This window comes from Amycolatopsis tolypomycina (genome assembly GCF_900105945.1).
Classification (GTDB): domain Bacteria; phylum Actinomycetota; class Actinomycetes; order Mycobacteriales; family Pseudonocardiaceae; genus Amycolatopsis; species Amycolatopsis tolypomycina.
This window is the reverse complement of sequence record NZ_FNSO01000004.1, coordinates 2,500,185-2,516,159: the sequence shown is the minus strand read 5'-3', so window position 1 is coordinate 2,516,159 and position 15,975 is coordinate 2,500,185. Positions and strand designations below refer to the sequence as shown.

The 15,975-nt window shown below is 72.2% G+C and carries 9 protein-coding genes; 4 read left to right on the top strand and 5 right to left on the bottom strand.

Annotated features, from left to right (window positions below):
- The first annotated feature begins 81 nt into the window (after positions 1-81).
- Complete coding sequence (locus BLW76_RS21505) at positions 82-1,770, top strand: helix-turn-helix domain-containing protein (RefSeq protein ID WP_091310166.1); 1,689 nt, start codon at positions 82-84, stop codon at positions 1,768-1,770.
- Between the two features lie 4 nt (positions 1,771-1,774).
- Here the strand turns inward: BLW76_RS21505 and BLW76_RS21500 are convergent, their stop codons facing one another.
- A complete protein-coding gene (locus tag BLW76_RS21500; RefSeq protein WP_091310163.1) occupies positions 1,775-3,388 on the bottom strand; it encodes a long-chain fatty acid--CoA ligase in 1,614 nt (537 codons plus the stop codon).
- Between the two features lie 244 nt (positions 3,389-3,632).
- On the opposite strand from BLW76_RS21500, the gene BLW76_RS21495 reads away from it, so the two are divergent.
- Entirely contained in the window at positions 3,633-8,261 is a 4,629-nt protein-coding gene (locus BLW76_RS21495) for a DUF6531 domain-containing protein (RefSeq protein ID WP_091310161.1), read from the top strand.
- A gap of 10 nt (positions 8,262-8,271) precedes the next feature.
- On the opposite strand, the gene BLW76_RS21490 is transcribed toward BLW76_RS21495, so the two are convergent.
- Together BLW76_RS21490 and BLW76_RS21485 are read right to left on the bottom strand one after the other, a co-directional pair.
- Positions 8,272-9,072 carry an SDR family oxidoreductase gene (locus tag BLW76_RS21490; protein WP_244170253.1) on the bottom strand — a complete coding sequence of 267 codons (801 nt, stop codon included), beginning with the start codon at positions 9,070-9,072 and terminating at the stop codon, positions 8,272-8,274.
- An 11-nt stretch (positions 9,073-9,083) separates the two neighbouring features.
- A complete protein-coding gene (locus tag BLW76_RS21485) occupies positions 9,084-9,845 on the bottom strand; it encodes a TetR/AcrR family transcriptional regulator (protein ID WP_091310159.1) in 762 nt (253 codons plus the stop codon).
- 101 nt (positions 9,846-9,946) lie between these two features.
- On the opposite strand from BLW76_RS21485, the gene BLW76_RS21480 reads away from it, so the two are divergent.
- Complete coding sequence (locus tag BLW76_RS21480; protein ID WP_091310156.1) at positions 9,947-10,912, top strand: ATP-binding cassette domain-containing protein; 966 nt, start codon at positions 9,947-9,949, stop codon at positions 10,910-10,912.
- The gene (locus BLW76_RS21475) at positions 10,905-11,687 is read left to right on the top strand and encodes an ABC transporter permease (RefSeq protein WP_244170252.1); all 783 of its coding nucleotides are present in this window, start codon (positions 10,905-10,907) and stop codon (positions 11,685-11,687) included. Before BLW76_RS21480 ends, BLW76_RS21475 begins: the two co-directional genes overlap by 8 nt.
- A 101-nt stretch (positions 11,688-11,788) precedes the next feature.
- Here BLW76_RS21475 and BLW76_RS21470 read toward each other — a convergent pair whose 3' ends face one another.
- On the bottom strand, positions 11,789-13,387 hold the full coding sequence (locus BLW76_RS21470; RefSeq protein ID WP_244170251.1) for an endo-1,4-beta-xylanase: 1,599 nt from the start codon (positions 13,385-13,387) through the stop codon (positions 11,789-11,791).
- 12 nt (positions 13,388-13,399) lie between these two features.
- Positions 13,400-15,772, bottom strand: a complete 2,373-nt coding sequence (locus BLW76_RS21465) for a ricin-type beta-trefoil lectin domain protein (RefSeq protein WP_091310154.1) — start codon at positions 15,770-15,772, stop codon at positions 13,400-13,402.
- Between the last annotated feature and the right edge of the window lie 203 nt (positions 15,773-15,975).

The window sequence follows — 15,975 nt, the reverse complement described above, 5'->3', positions numbered from 1 at the left end:
TGCCGGCTGAGGTGTGGACCACCCACTCCTCCCGCCGCAGCGGTGGGTCTTTCGCCCACCCCACGCCAAGGAGGGCGTCCCGTGACCAGTGCGGCGGAACCGCGCCGGCAGCGCGAGCTGGCGTCGTTGTACGCGACCGTCAAGTCCCTCACCGCGCTCGGCGAGCTCGACGACGTCCTGCAGTCGATCGTCCACCACGCCCACGACCTGATCGGCACGGACTTCACCTACCTCTCGCTGGTCGGCGCGGACGGCAGGCTGTCGGCCCGCGCGTCGGAGGGCACGATCTCCGCGGAGTTCCTCGCCGCGACCATCCCGGCCACGGTCGGGCTCGGGGGCAAGGTGCTGGCGTCGAAGAGCCCGCACTGGGTGCGCGACTACGCCACCTCGACGCGCATCCGGCACGACCCGGACTTCGACCGCCTGGTCGTCACCGAAGAACTGGTCGCGCTGCTCGGCGTGCCGCTGGTGATCCGCGGCGAGGCCGTCGGGGCGCTGTTCGCCGCGGACCGGTCGCAGCGGTCGTTCCAGGCCGAGGAGATCGCGCTGCTCAACGCGTTCGCCGACCACGCCGCGGTCGCGCTCGACAACGCGCGGCTCTACGAAGAGAGCCGGACGGCGTTGCGCGAACTGCGGGTCGCGTACCGCAAGATCGAGCGGGCGCAGGCGATCCACGAAGCCCTGACCGGTGTCGTGCTGGACGGCGGCACGCCGGGCGACGTCGCCCAGCACCTCGCCGACCAGCTGGGCGGCGCCGTCACGCTCCTCGACCGCACGGACAGTCCACAAGGGACGGACCTGGCCGAAGCCGTCGCCGAGGCCCGCCGCACCGGCCGCTGCGCGACGACGTCCGGCGACGGCGGAACGGACCACAGCGTGGCGGCCGTCCAGGCGGGCGACAGCTACCTCGGCGCGCTCGTGTGGAGCCGGCCCTCGGCCACCGGCGACGACACGGACCTGCGGACGCTCGAACGCGCCACCCACATCCTCGGCCTGCTCATCCTCAAGGAGCGGGCCGTGGCCGAAGCCGGCGAACGGCTGAGCGGCGAGCTGCTGACCGAGCTCATGGTCGGCAGTCCCGGGATCGGCCCGGCCCAGCGCGCCCGCGCCCGTGCCCGCGCCATCGACGTCGACCGCCTCGACCTGGTGCTGGTCGCGGACTCCCCCGCGGTGGCGCCCGCCGACCTCGTGCGGCACCTGCACGACATCGCCCGCGAGCGCGCGGGGCTGGCCGGCGAGCACCTGGGCCGGGCCACGCTGATCCTGCCCGCCGCCGACGAAGAGGCCACCGCCGCGGAAGTCCACAAGAGACTGCGGCGGGCGCTGGGCGGGCCGGTCGTCGTCGTGGGCGAACGGGCAGGCGACCACGACTGGGCCCGCGCCTTCACCCTGGCCGGCCGCTGCGGCGCGGTGCTGCGCGCGCTCGGCCACCCCGACGGCGGCACCACCACCCGCCGGTATGCCCTGTACGCCATGGTGTTCGACCCCGAGCGGGCCGGCGAGCTCGACCGGTTCCTGGCCGGGTCGATCGGCGGGCTCCTCGAGTACGACCGGAAGCGGGGCACCGACCTGGTCGGCACGCTCAGCGCGTACTACGTCCACCGCGCCAACGTCGCCGCGACGGCCCGCGCGCTGCACCTGCACGTCAACACGCTGCTCAAGCGCCTGGACCGGGCCGGCACGGTGCTCGGCGACGGCTGGCGCCAGGAGAACGACCTGGAACTGCAGCTCGGGCTCCGGCTGCACCAGCTGCGCTCGCGCACGCCCTGACGCTTCAGGCGATCCGCACCGAGTCGCGCAGGGCGGTCTTCGAGATCTTGCCGGTGCCCGTCTTCGGCAGGGCGGGCACGAACACGACTTCGTCGGGCAGCCACCACTTCGCGACCAGCGGCGTGAGGTGCGCCAAGACGTCTTCGGCCGTCGTCTCGCTGCCCTCGCGCAGCACCACGTACGCCACCGGGCGTTCCATCCACCGCGGGTCCGGGCGGGCGATCACCGCGGCTTCGACGACGTCGGGGTGGGCGGTGAGCGCGCCTTCGAGCTCGACCGAGGAGATCCACTCGCCGCCGGACTTGATCAGGTCCTTCATCCGGTCCACCAGCCGCAGGTAGCCCTCGGCGTCGAGGGTGGCCAGGTCGCCGGTGCGCAGCCAGCCGTCGGCGGTGAAGCTGCCGCCGGTGGCCACCCGGTAGTAGCCGCCCGCCACCCACGGGCCCGCGACCTGCAGCTCGCCGACGGCCTCGCCGTCGCGGGGCAGCTCCCGGCCGGTTTCGACGTCGACGATCCGGACGTTCACCAGCGGCAGCGGCTGGCCCTGGGCGGCCCGCACCGCGACCTGCTCCGCCGCGGGCGCGTCCCGGTGCTGGGTGCGCGTGCCGCCGATGGCGCCGACCGGGCTGATCTCGGTCATCCCCCACGAATGCGTGATGGGCACCCCGATCGCGGCGCGGTAGGTCTCCGACAGCGCCGGCGGGACCGCCGAGCCGCCGCCGAGCAGGAACCGCGTCGCGCTCAGGTCGTACGCTTCCAGGCGGGGTGCCAGGCTCGTCCAGACCGTGGGGACGGCCCCGGCGACCGTGACGCGCTCGGCCGCCATCAGTCCCAGCAGGTGGTCCGGGTCCGCGGACGGACCGGGCAGCACCAGGGACGCGCCGGTCAGCATCGCGCCGTAGGGCAGGCCCCAGGCGTTGGCGTGGAACATCGGCACGATCGGCAGCACGACGTCGCTCTCGCACAGGCCGATGAACCCCGCGGCGAGCGTCCCCAGCGCGTGCAGGACCGTCGAGCGGTGGCTGTAGAGCACGCCCTTGGGCGGTCCGGTCGTCCCGGAGGTGTAGCAGAGCCCGGACGCGAGGTGCTCGTCGGCGAGCGTGAAGGCCTCCTCGAACGAGCCGGTGTGGGGCACGGCCGCGGAGACCAGGTCGTCGTAGTGCAGGACACGCGGGTCCGCCGGGATCGGCTCGCCGCTGTCGTCGGGCAGCACGACCCAGTACCGCACCCGCGGCAGGCGGGCGGCGCTCGGCCAGATCCGCGGCAGCAGCGCGCGGTCGACGAACACGACGTCGTCCTCGGCGTGCCCGACGATGTACTCGAGGTGCTCCGCCGCCAGCCGGATGTTGATCGGGTGCAGCACCCGCTTGGTGACCGGCACGGCCAGGTACAGCTCGAGGTGCCGCCGGTGGTTGGCCGCGAAGGTCGCGACCCGGGCACCGGCCGGGACGCCGAGCCCGGCCAGCGCCCGGGCGAGCCGCCGGGTCCCGTCGGCCACCTCCGCGTACGTCAGCCGCTCGCCGCCTGCCGTGACGACTTCCTTGTGCGCGTAGAGCCGCTCGGCACGCTCCAGGATGTGGGCGAGGGTGAGCGGCCGTGGCTGCATCAGCCCGTCCATGGCGCCTCTTCCGGTCGGGGAACTTGCTGTCGCGGGTGACTTTAGGAGCGGTTCCGATGCCGAGGAGAGGTGAGAACCGCCCACCAGTCGGCCGTCTCCGGTGGTGATCACCTCCACGCCGGACCGCCGTTGCCCGCCCCGGACAGCGATCGTGGCTTTTCGGGCAGCGGGGTTCCGGCACCGGCGCGGCGTGATCGGCCGCTGCTAATTTGTCGCCAGGACCCGGCGAAAAGAAGGTCATGCAGTGGCGAACCCGTTGGTGGCGGAGACCAAGGATTCCACGAAGGCGTACTCGGGTGTTTCGCTGCTGGAGTCGGCAGCCGACCTGAAGTCCGCCATCGAAAGCGGGGACTGGGCGTCGGTGGCGCTCGGGGCGGTCGGGACGGCGCTGGATGCGTTGTCGATGGCGATGGACCCGTTCGGGGCGATCCTCGCGGCCGGGGTGGGGTGGCTGATCGAGCACGTCGGGCCGCTGAAGGAAGCGCTCAACGGGCTGACCGGCAACGCCGACGAGATCGCCGCGCAGTCGGAGACGTGGAAGAACATCGCGACCGAGCTGGGCAGTGTCGGCGCGGACCTGACCAGCATGGTCAAGACCGACGTCTCCGCCTGGACCGGCACCGCCGCGGACACCTACCGCCAGCGCGCGCAGGACACCGTGACGCTGCTCGAAACCGCGCAGAAAGGCTGTGAAGGCGCTTCCAGTGGTGTGAAGACCGCCGGTGAAGTCGTCGCCGCGGTCCGCGCGCTGGTGCGCGACATCATCGCCGAACTGATCGGGCACCTGATCAGCTGGGCGTTGCAGGTGGTGTTCACCCTCGGCATCGGGATGGCGTGGGTGGTGCCGCAGGTGATCAACGCGGTGGCGAAGACCGCGTCGAAGATCGCCGATCTGGTGAAGCGGCTGGTGACGGCGTTGAAGGCGTTGATGCCGTTGTTGAAGCGGGCCGGTGACCTGTTCGCGGACGCGGCGAAGGCGTTGCGGAACATCAAGCCGGGCAAGGCCGCGCCGCCGCCGAAGCACGCCGAAATCAAGAGCGGGCCCAAGGACATCGGCGGCCCGAAGGGCGGCGGCAAGGGCGACCCCGACGCACCGCCACCCAAGACCGACCCGCCGCCCAAGACCGACCCTCCGCCGAAGGGTGACGACAGCACCAGCGCGGCGGGCGCGAAGGCGGACCCGCCACCGAAGACCGATCCCCCGCCCAAGACGGACCCGCCGCCGAAGAGCGACCCGCCCGCTGACCCGCCGCCGAAGGCCGACCCGCCCGGGGGCACGCCCAAGGGCGGGCCCGACGGCGGCGGCAGGCCGAAAGGCGACCCGAAGGGCGACGGCCCGCGGGACCGCGCGGTGCCGGACGACAAGAAGGTCTGCGTCTCCGACCCGGTCGACGTCGCCACCGGCGAGGTCGTGCTGAAGCAGGTCGACCTGACCCTGCCGGGCGACGCGGGCGACCTGACGCTGTCCCGCACCCACCTGTCGGCCTACCGCGCCGGCCGGTGGTTCGGCCGCTCCTGGGCGTCCACATTGGACCAAAGACTCGAGGCCGATCGCGCGCACCTGCGGTTCTTCGCCGAGGACGGCATGGTCCTCGTGTACCCGCGGCCCGACGGCGACCGGCCCGTGCTGCCGATCGAGGGCCCGCGCCACCCGCTGCGCCGCACGGCCGCGGGGTACCGGCTCTCGACCGGCGCCCACCACCTGGTGTTCGCCGACTCCCCCGGCCGCGTGCTGCCGCTGACGGTGATCGAGCAGGGCGGCTCCCGCACCACGATCGAACACGACGAAACTGGCGCGCCGCGGCTGCTGCGCCGGGACGACGGCACCGAGATCGGCGTCGAGACCGTGGCCGGCCGGATCGCCGCGCTCGGCGTGCCCGGCGGCGCGCCGGTCGTCCGGTACGGCTACAACCGGCTCGGCCAGCTGACCCAGATCGCCGGGTTCACCGGCCGCCCGGTGAACCTCGACTACGACGTCGACGACCGGATCGTCGGCTGGCAGGACCGCACCGGCACCTGGTACCGCTACGTCTACGACGCCGCGGGCCGCTGTGTCCGCAGCGTCGGCGCCGAGCGCTACCTCAACGGCGCGTTCGCCTACGACACCGAGGCCCGGATCACCCGGTACACCGACGCGATGGGCCACACCTGGACGTACCGGATGAACGAGGCAGGCCAGCTCGTCGAGCGGACCGACCCGCTCGGGCACACGCGCCGGTACTCCTGGACCCGCTACGACGACCTGCTGTCCCAGGCCGACGAACTGGGCCGGATCACCTTCTACGGCTACGAAAACGGCGTGCTGACGACGGTGACGCGGCCGGACGGTTCCGTGGTGCGGCTGACGCCGTCCGGGACCGGCGAGGTGGAGCTGCGGGCCGGCGACGCACGGGCGGTGGCCCCGGCGGCCGATCCCCACGCCGCGCTCCCGGGCGTCTCGACCCGGCTGCGCGTCGACGGGGTGGACCCGCTCGGCGACGAACCGGTGATCACCGCGGCGGCGCGGCCCGGCGACCGCGACCCGTTCGGCCGGCCGCGGCTGGTGCACACCGCGTCCGGCGGCGCGGCCCGGCTGGGCTGGACGGCCGAAGGGCGGCGCTCCTGGCGGATCGGCCCGGACGGGGCTCGGGAAAGCTGGCGCCACGACGGCGAAGGCCGCGTCGTCGAGCACCGCGACGCGGCCGGGCGGACGACCCGGCGCACGTACGGGCCGTTCGGCCTGCCGATCGAGGAGTTCGACGCGGCGGGCGCGCGCACGGCGTACAGCTACGATGCCGAACTGCGCCTGGCTTCGGTGACCGACCCGCGGGGCCGGACCTGGCGCTACACCTACGACCCGGCCGGGCGGCTCGCCGCGGAGACCGACTTCGACGGGCGCCGGCTGACCTACGCCTACGACGAGGCCGGGCAGCTGCGGCGGATGACGAACGGTCTCGGCGAAGTCACCGAGTACGCCTACGACACGCTCGGCAACGTCGTCGAACGCCGGACCGCGACCGGGGTCACCGGGTACGCCTACGACGCGCTGGGGCAGCTCGAGTACGCGATCAACAACGAGTCGGTGCTGCAGATCGTGCGCGACGAACGCGGGCGCGTGCGGGAAGAAACTGTCAACGGCGTCGGCGTGCGCTGGACCTACGCCGCCGACGGCGTCCACCGGACCACGCTGTCCGGTGTGGACAGTGAGTGGCGCTACGACGGCGACCGGCCGGTGTCGCTGCGCGTCGCCGGGCACGAGATCGCGTTCGAGTACGACGAAGCCGGCCGCGAGACCGCTCGTTCGGTCGACGGCGCCGTCGTCCTGCGCCAGGTCTTCGACGCCGCCGACCGGCTCGGGGAACAGACGATCGCCGGCGTGGGCCGGCGCGCCTACACCTACACGCCGGACGGCAGGCTCGCCGCGATCGAGGACGCCCGGCCGGTCCGGTTCGGGTTCGACCCGGCGGGCCGCGTCGCGGAGGTCGTCACCCCCGACGGCGTCGAACGCTTCGCCTACGACGCGGCGGGCCGGCTCGCGCCGCCGTCCGGGACGCGGGACGACCACGACCCGCAGGGCCGGGTGACCGGGACCGCCGGGTGGCGCTTCGTCTGGGACGAGCTCGACCGGCTGGTCGCCGCGATCGGCCCGGACGAGTCGTTCTGGACCTACCGCTATGACCCGCTCGGGCGCCGGTTCGCCAAGCGGCGCTGGGAGCTCGGCGACGACGGCGCGCCGCGGAGGACCGCCGAGACGTGGTTCGTCTGGAGCGGCGGCGAGCTCGTCGAGGAGATCGAGGTGACCGACGACGGGTCCTCGCGCGTGCTCACCTGGGAGCGCCACCCCGACGACGGCCGGCCGGTGGTCCAGGTCGAGCAGCGGGGTACCGAGGTGCGGTGCCACACGGTGGTGACGTCTCCGGCGGGCACGCCGACCGAGCTGCTGGGCCCGGACGGCAGCGTCGCGTGGCAGGCGCGCACGAGCTTCTGGGGCGAACTGCTGCCCTCGACGTCCGGGACGGCGCCGATGCCGCTGGCCTTCCCCGGCCAGTACCGCGACGCCGAAACCGGCCTGCACTACAACGTCTACCGCTACTACGACCCGCGGACGGGCCGCTACCTGAGCCAGGACCCGCTCGGCCTGGCCGCGGCGCCCGACCCGGCGGGCTACGTCGGGCAGCCGCACCTGCAGAGCGACCCGCTGGGCCTGACACAGAGCCCGTGCGGCAAGACGGGCGGCCCGAAGGCCCCGGACAACCCGGCGGGCGGCGGCGACGCGGGCAAGCTCCCGCCGGGGGCCAAGAAGCCGGACGGCCTCGACGAGTTCCGCGACCCGGACGGCAAGATTCGCCCGCACACCATGACCGACGAGCAGTACGCCAAGTTCTCGGCGAAGTGGAACGACATGATGGCGCCGGGCAAGGACAAGTCCTGGTTCTGGTCGGGCGGCCACATCAAGGACGAGGTCGTCGACCCCGCGACCGGCAAGCCGCTGTCCGAGTCGAAGTACCACGGCTCGATCGAGAACCCGGCGATCGACATGGCGAAGAAGAACGGCGGCAACACCCTCGAAGGGCTCCTGAAGGACAACGGCGTCGAGATGCCCGGCTTCGCCGACAAGCACCCCAACGGCGAGAAGGTCTGGAAGGACGCGTCGAAGGCACTGGCGCACAACGCGGAAGGCGACGTCCACATCGCGTTGCCGAACACGCCGGGCAAGTCGAGCGGCTGGCCCGGCCAGGGCGACGAGCTGGCTTCGCGCCGTCCCAACAACGTGTTCGACATGGACGAGTTCCCGATCCTGCGGCACAACCCCAAGGTGGACAAGGTCTGGGCGCACGACACGGACTTCCCGAACGAGCCCCCGGTGGTGATCTGGGACCGGGCCAAGCGCTGACGCCCGCGGGTCACATCACCCAGCGGCGGAACCCGCCCTCGGCGTCGACGACCTGCCCGGTGATCCACCGGCTGTCGTCGGAGGCCAGCCACCGGACCAGCCGGGCGACCTCGGCCGGGCGGCACCACCGGCCGGCGGGCAGGGCGCGCCCGACGCGGGCGGCGAGGTCCGGCTCGGCCCACCCGGTGTCGACCGGGCCGGGGTTGATCGTGTTGACCGTGATCCCGCGGTCGATCAGCGTGTCGGACAGGGTGAGCGTCATCTGGTGGAGGGCGCCCTTGCTGATCGCGTAGGGCAGTTCCCGGCTCATCGGAGCCAGGTGCTGCCCGGACGTGAACAGGATGACCCGCCCGCCGGGCCGGGAGTCGTCGTGCGCGGCGGCGAAGGCCTGCGCCAGCAGCACGCTCGCCCGGGCGTTCACCGCCCAGGACAGGTCGAGCTCGGCGGCGGTCACGTCGGCGAGGCTCTGGCCCGAGCTCCGGGCGTGGTTGGCGACGACGACGTCGACCGCCCCGAACGCCGCCACCGCGGCGGCGACCACCTGCCCGGGCGCCTGCGGGTCGGCGAAGTCGGCCGAGACGTGCCGCAGGCGGCGGCCCTCGCCACCCAGCGCCGCCACCACCCCGGCATCCCCGGCGGGGTCGGCACCCCACGGCTGTTCGGCGTCGTGCGGGGCCCACGAATGCACGAGCACCGAGGCGCCGGCGGTCAGCAGCTCTTCCGCGATGGCGAACCCGATCCCGGCCCGCCGCCCGGCCCCGGTGACGACCGCGACCCGGCCCGCCAGTGCTCCGTTCTCCACGGCGGGCACGATAGCCACCCTCAGGCGGGGCGGTCGATCAGTTTCTCGATGCCGTCGAGGATGCGCTGGAGCCCGAACCGGAAGTCGTGGTCGAGGCCGTCGAACTCGCCGCCGTCGTCGAACGTGCCCGCGTCGACCACCGCGTGCAAGGCGGGGAACTCCGCTCGGGTGGTCAGCTTCCTGATCAGCTCGCCGTACCGCGGCATGAGGCGCACCGTCGTCGGGTCCGCCGACTCGAACGCGGCCGCGATGTCGCTGCTGAGCAAGGCGAAGCTGCGGGTGAAGCTGGTGACGAGCAGCACCGACGAGAGCTTGTCCGCCTCCGTCAGGCCGGTGCCGCCGAGCGTCCGCAGACCCCATTCCATGAACCGGAGCTGATTCGGCATGATCGGCGCACCGGTGATCGGGATGTGCAGCACCCACGGGAACCGGCGGTAGGCGGCGAGCTCGATCTCGGCCCAGCGCTCGAGCCGCGCGCGCCAGGTGCCGCCGGTGGGCTCGGTGGCGTCGAAGCGGTTGAACGCGCCGTCGATCATCAGCGCGAGCAGCTCGTCCTTCGAGCCGAGGTAGCGGTAGAGCGACATGGCCGAGGCGCCGAGCTCCTTCGCGACGCGGCCCATGGAGACTCCGCCGATGCCCTCGGCGTCGGCGACGTCGATCGCCGCCTCGACGATCTGCTCGAGCGACAGTCCGCGCTTGGGCCCCTTGGCCGGTCGGTCGCGCACGCCCCAGGCCAGCTCGAAACTGGCCGGGAGCCCGGTCTCCGCGTCGTCGCCGCTCATCACCCTGACCTCGTCTCAGGGAAAACCCTGATTTACTGTTTACGCCCTACGCAATAGAGTTTATGTCGTACGCAGTAAGCCCGCGGACCCCAGGGGGAAGCATGTCGAGCCAACCAGCGATCGAGGCTACCGGCCTCACGAAGTCCTACGGTGAGGTGCCGGTTCTCGCCGGGATCGACCTGCACGTACCGGCGGGCAGTGTGTTCTCGCTGCTCGGCCCGAACGGCGCGGGCAAGACCACCACCGTACGCATCCTGACCACGCTGACCAGCCTCGACGCCGGTTCGGCGCGGGTCGCCGGCTACGACGTGGTGCGGGAGCGCGGGTCAGTGCGCCGCAGCATCAGCCTCACCGGCCAGGACACCGCGCTCGACGAGGCGCAGACCGGTGCGGAGAACCTGGTGATGCTCGGCAGGCTCTGCCGGCTGTCCCGGCGTGCCGCCGTCCGCCGTGCCACCGAGCTGCTGGAGCAGTTCGACCTCACCGAGGCGGGTTCCCGGCGCACCGGGACCTACTCAGGCGGCATGCGCCGGCGCCTCGACCTGGCCGCGAGCCTGATCGCGGCGCCCGCGGTGATGTTCCTCGACGAGCCCACCACGGGCCTCGACCCGCGCAGCCGGGCGGCGATGTGGACCGTGCTCACCGAACTGGCGAACTCCGGCGTCACGATCTTCCTCACGACGCAGTACCTCGAAGAGGCCGACCGGCTGGCCGACCGGATCGCCGTCGTCGACGGCGGCCGGATCGTCGCGGAGGGCACCGCAGCGCAGCTCAAGCAGCGGGTGTCGGGCCACCGGCTCGACCTGACGCTCACCGACCGGGCCGCGTTCGACGCGCTCGCCGCCGAGCTGCGCGACCGGGCACTGCTGCCCGACCGCGAGCGGCTCGCCCTGTCGGTCGCGACCGACGGCACTGCGGGGCACGTCCGCGCCCTGCTCGACGAGCTCGATCCGGCCCGGACCGCGGTGCACCGGTTCGCCGTGCACTCCGCGACCCTCGACGACGTGTTCCTGGCCCTGACCGGGCACGCGACCACCACCCACGACAAGGAGCGAGCCGGTGTCTGACACGCTCTCCGCCACCCGTCCCGCCTCGCCGCTGGGAGACCTCGGCGTGCTGGTCCGCCGCGCGACCACGCTGACGATCCGCAACAGCGACGCGCTGATCACCTCGCTCGCCCTGCCGATCATGCTGATGCTGCTGTTCGTCTACCTGTTCGGCGGCGCGATCCGGACCGGCACCGCGTACGTGACGTACGTGGTGCCGGGGGTGATCATGCTGTGTGCGTCGTTCGGCGCTTCGCTCACCGCGGTGGCCGTCACGAACGACATGACCGGCGGGATCATGGACCGGTTCCGGTCGATGGACGTACGGGGCACCTCCGTGCTCGGCGGGCACGTCGCCGCGAGCACCGCCCGCAACCTCGTGTCGACCGTGCTGGTGCTCGGCGTCGCGCTCCTGATCGGCTTCCGCCCCTCGGCGTCCGTTGTGGACTGGCTGGCGGCCGCCGGGCTGCTGCTGGTCGCGATCCTGGCGCTGTCCTGGGCGTCCGCGGCGGTCGGCCTGCTGGCGAAAACCCCCGAGGCGGCGAGCGGGTTCACGTTCTTCGTGATGTTCCTGCCGTACCCGAGCAGCGCGTTCGTGCCGGTGGACACGATGCCGTCGTGGATCCACGGGTTCGCGGACAACCAGCCGTTCACGCCGTTGATCGAGGCCCTGCGCGGGTTCCTCCTCGGCACCCCGGCCGGGAACAGCGCCTGGCTCGCCCTCGCGTGGTGCGCCGGGATCCTCGCCCTGTCGATCGCGGCGACGGGCCGCCTGTTCAGGCGCCGGACGGCGTGACGCGAAGGGGGTCCGTCCGGCGGCCACTCCTCAAGCGGCGGGCGTCTCCTTCCGCAGTTGGCCACCCGGCCGGCCGGCTTACGACGCCGGCCGGCACGCGGTCAGCTCACCGCCCACCGCTGGTTGGCTCCGCCGTTGCAGGTCCAGACGATCACCTTGGTGCCGTTGGCCGTCGCCGCGCCGCTCACGTCCAGGCACAGGCCCGACTGGCCGTTCGTGACCGTCCCGGTCCCGGTGAAGGTCCACTTCTGGCCGTTCCCGCCGCTGCAGTTCGCGATGACGGCCGCCGTGCCGGCGCCGGTGCCGCCGCCCGCGGTGTCCAAGCAGCGCTTCGTCCCGCCGGAGTAGACGCTCAGCTCGCCCGCGCTGCCGCGGGTCCACTGCTGGTTCGCCCCGCTGTGGCAGTCCCAGATGGTGACCTGGGTACCCGCGGTGGTCGACGAGGCGGGCACGTCCAGGCAGCGGTTCGACGCCACGGCCCGCACCGGGCCGGTACCCCCGCCGGGATCCGGGTCGTCGCCGCCGAGCGCGTCGAGGACCGCGGTGTAGGCCTGCTTCTTGCCGTAGTTGCCGTCGAACAGCAGCGGGGTGTCGCCGGAGCGCCACGAGTACTTGTCCGTGACGCCCCAGACCGTGATCCCGGTGCACCGGGTCACCGCCCGGCATGCCTGGGTCACCTGCCGGAACACGTTCGCCTGGCCGGTCCCCGAGCCGCCGACGTCCAGCTCGGTGATCTGGACGTCGACCCCGAGGTCGGCGAAGCGCTGGAGGTTCGCCTGGTAGCTGCTCAGGTTCGAGTTCGCGGAGAGGTGGCTTTGGAAGCCGACGCAGTCGATGGGCACGCCGCGGCTCTTGAAGTCCCGGACCATGTTGTAGATCCCGGTGCTCTTCGCGTTGATGCCGTCGGTGTTGTAGTCGTTGTAGCAGAGCTTCGCGCCCGGATCCGCCGTGCGGGCCGCGCGGAACGCGTCCTCGATGTAGCCGTCACCGAGCTTCTGCTGGAAGGTCGCCTGCCGGCGGGTGCCGTTCTCCTCGAACGCCTCGTTGACCACGTCCCAGGCGATCACCTGGCCCTTCCAGTGCCCGGCCACCTGGGCGATGTGGTTCAGCATCGCCGAACGCAGGTTGTTCGCGTCCAGTCCGCCGACCCACGGCGCGAGCTGCTGGTACCACACCAGCGTGTGCCCGCGGACCTTCATGCCCCGGCTCGCCGCCTGGCTGACGATCCGGTCCGCGGGCGCGAAGTTGAACTGGTTGCGGTTGGGCTCGACCGTGTCCCACTTCATCTCGTTCTCCGGCGTGACGCCGTTGAACTCCGCGGTCCACGTGTTCACGTACGCCGCCTCGCCCAGGTGGGCGGTCGAGATGGCGGCGCCGTAGTACCGGCCGGTCTGGGCGGCCGCGGCCCCGAGTGTGCTCGCCGCCCCGGCGACGCCGGGCGAAAGCACCAGCGCGGTCGTCGTCAGGCCGGCCACCGCGAGGAGGGTGGCGGCTGTCCGGAGACGCCGCGGGTGTGCACCGGTGATCATCGGAGGTTCCTCGATTCGGTCAGGACGGCGTCGGCCGAACGTCCACTGCTGGTTGCTCTGCCCGTTGCCCGGCCAGGTCACCACCTTCGTGCCCGCGATCGGGCCCGTGCCCGCCACCGCGCCCGCGGCGAGCACCACGGCCGGCCGCGCCTTCGTCCAGCGCTTCTTCATCGCGAACTCCCGCTAGCCCCGGGTCCACTTCTGGCCATTGGCACCCGAGCAGGCCTGCAGGGTCACCGGGGCGCTGTTGCCGGTCCCGCCCGGGGTGAGGCACAGTCCCGACTGGACTCCGGTGATCGTGCCGTCGGCGGCCGCGTTCCACTGCTGGTTGGCGCCGGTCGAGCAGTCCCAGATGATCGCCCGGGTGCCTGCGGCCGTGCCCCCGCCTTCGGCGTCCAGGCACTTGTTGCCGTACACCAGCAGCTGCTTGCCGGTGGTCAGGGTCCACTGCTGGTTGAGGCCGCCGTTGCAGTCCCACAGCGTCACCTGCGTGCCGTTGGCCTGCGACACGTTCGGGACGTCGAGGCAGCGCCCGGCAGCGGTGTTGCGCAGCACCGACGTCGTCCCGCCGCCCGAACCGGCGACGGCGAGGTTGTCGAACTGCGCGGTCTCGCCGACGCTCGTGCCGATCCCGACCTGGCCGGCCGGGAACGTGCCGTCGGTGACCGTGCCGAGCACCGTGCCGTCGACCGACGCGGTGATCGTGCTGCCGGAGAAGCCCAGTGACAGCTTGTGCCACGTCCCCGTGCCGAGTGCGGACGTCGTCCCGCTGCGCAGCGTCGTGATCTGCTGGCTCGTGTTGTTGCGGCGGATCGACCAGGCGCCGGTGTCGCTCACCCGCAGGTAGTAGGCGTTCATGGCGCCCTGGTTGCCGGTGTCCTGCGCACCGGCGTGGCCGATCAGCTCGACGTAGCCGCCGGACTTCTCCAGCAGCGCGTCCACGTTGAGCGTGTAGTTGCTCCAGGCGACGTTGCCCAGCAGCGCGTACGGATCGACGAACTTCTTCCACGGGATCGTCTTCTGCGTCGCGGCCTGGCGCACGCACGTGCCCGCGCGGCCGCCGCCGCAGGCGGCGGTCTCGAACGCGCCCTCCATGTCCATCAGGTACTTGGCTTCCTTGCCCGTCGCGTACCCGTCGAAGTCGTCGCCGTAGGGCAGGTTCAGCGAGCCCTGCGGCGGGGAGACCGCCGTGCCCTTGCCCTGCCCCGTGGTGGTCGTGATCGTGTAGAGGTGACCGGGCTGGACGGTCAGGGAGTAGGCGCCGCCGGACGGCGTGATGTCGGCGCCGCGCACGAAGTGGTCCGCCGGGTTGTTCGAGTTGAGGTTGGTCGCCCACACGTGCACCGGCCCGGCCGACAGCCCGCCGGTGACGTTGAGGTTCAGCGTCTGGGCCGACGTGGCGTCCATCGTCTCGATGACCGTGCTGTAGTCGGTGTTGTTCGGCGACTTCAGCGAAACGTAGCTGCCGTTCGCGCGGTTGCCGCCGAGGTAGCCGCTCGAGGCGTCGAGGTACTTCCAGCCGGGCGCGGTGAACTGCGTCGTGTGCGCCAGCGCCCACGCGTCCTTGCCGACCGAGTAGAAGCCCGACCACGGCTGGTTGGCGAGGATCAGCCCGACCGTCGGCCACGGGATGTTCGGCGTGGTCGCGGCGATCAGGTCCCAGTTGAGGTACGCGGTCATCTTGCCGTCGAGGTAGACGCGGTTGATGCCGCGGGCCAGCGGCTTGGCGCCGTCGTTGTAGTCCTGGGACCCGTTTTCGCTGGACCACAGCGTCTTCCCGGTGTTGACTACGTTCGCCGGGACGGTGCAGGACGTCTGCGCGCTGAGGTAACCGCAGGTGTAGTGGGCGCTGAGGACGTCGGTCGCGTTGCGGTAGGCCGTGTTCGTCGAGATCGCGCTCGCCGGCCCCCAGTCACCCGGCCACGAGTCGCCGGAGATGACCTTGACGGCGCTGTAGCCGTTGGCGTTGAGCGCGTTCCGCATCGTGACGGTCCAGTCCGCGCTCCACTGCTTCTCGTTCTGCACGGTCGTGATGTAGTCGATGGTCAGCCCGTGCTGCTTGGCGCACCCCAGCCACGACAGGTAGTAGCCGGTGAGGTCGTTCGAGAAGAACGTGCCGTTGCCGATCCAGCCCGGCGCGCCCCAGGGCAGGCCGACGAGCTTGATGCCGGGGTTGCGCGCCTTGGCCTGTTCCATGATCCACCACTCGTAGCCGCGGTTGCAGTCGAGGTCACCGCGGAAGTGGGCATGGCTCGGCTCGGCGCCGCTGGTGGAGTTGGTGTCCCCGCCCATCTCCACCTTGAGGATCTGCAGCGCGGCCCCGTAGCCGGGCTTGAACAGGTAGTCGAGGATCTGGCCGCGCTGCGGCTCCGGGTAGTCGATCAGCAGGCGGCTGTTGCCGCCGCCGCCGCTGACCGCGCCGACGCCGTCGAAGGTGCGCCCGGCCGAACCGCCGTTGATCGTGATCGAGGTGGCGGCCTGGGCGGCCGGCGCCGCGGCGACGACGCCGGCGGCCAAGAGCACCGCCGCGGCCACGGCTCGCGCGCTCCGGAACATGGTTTGTCCTCGCTTCCGACGAAGGGGCAGCGAAACTCTCGGGCCTGCCGGCGAAACAATCGACCGGCGGCGGACACGCTGGCCGTTAACGCTAACAGCCACTCCCCGCACTGAACAACTGCTGAACGCCGGCACCCGGCGCACTTTACGAAACAACGCATCGCCGCCTTCTCCGGCACGGCATTGCCGCAGCTCAGCGAGGT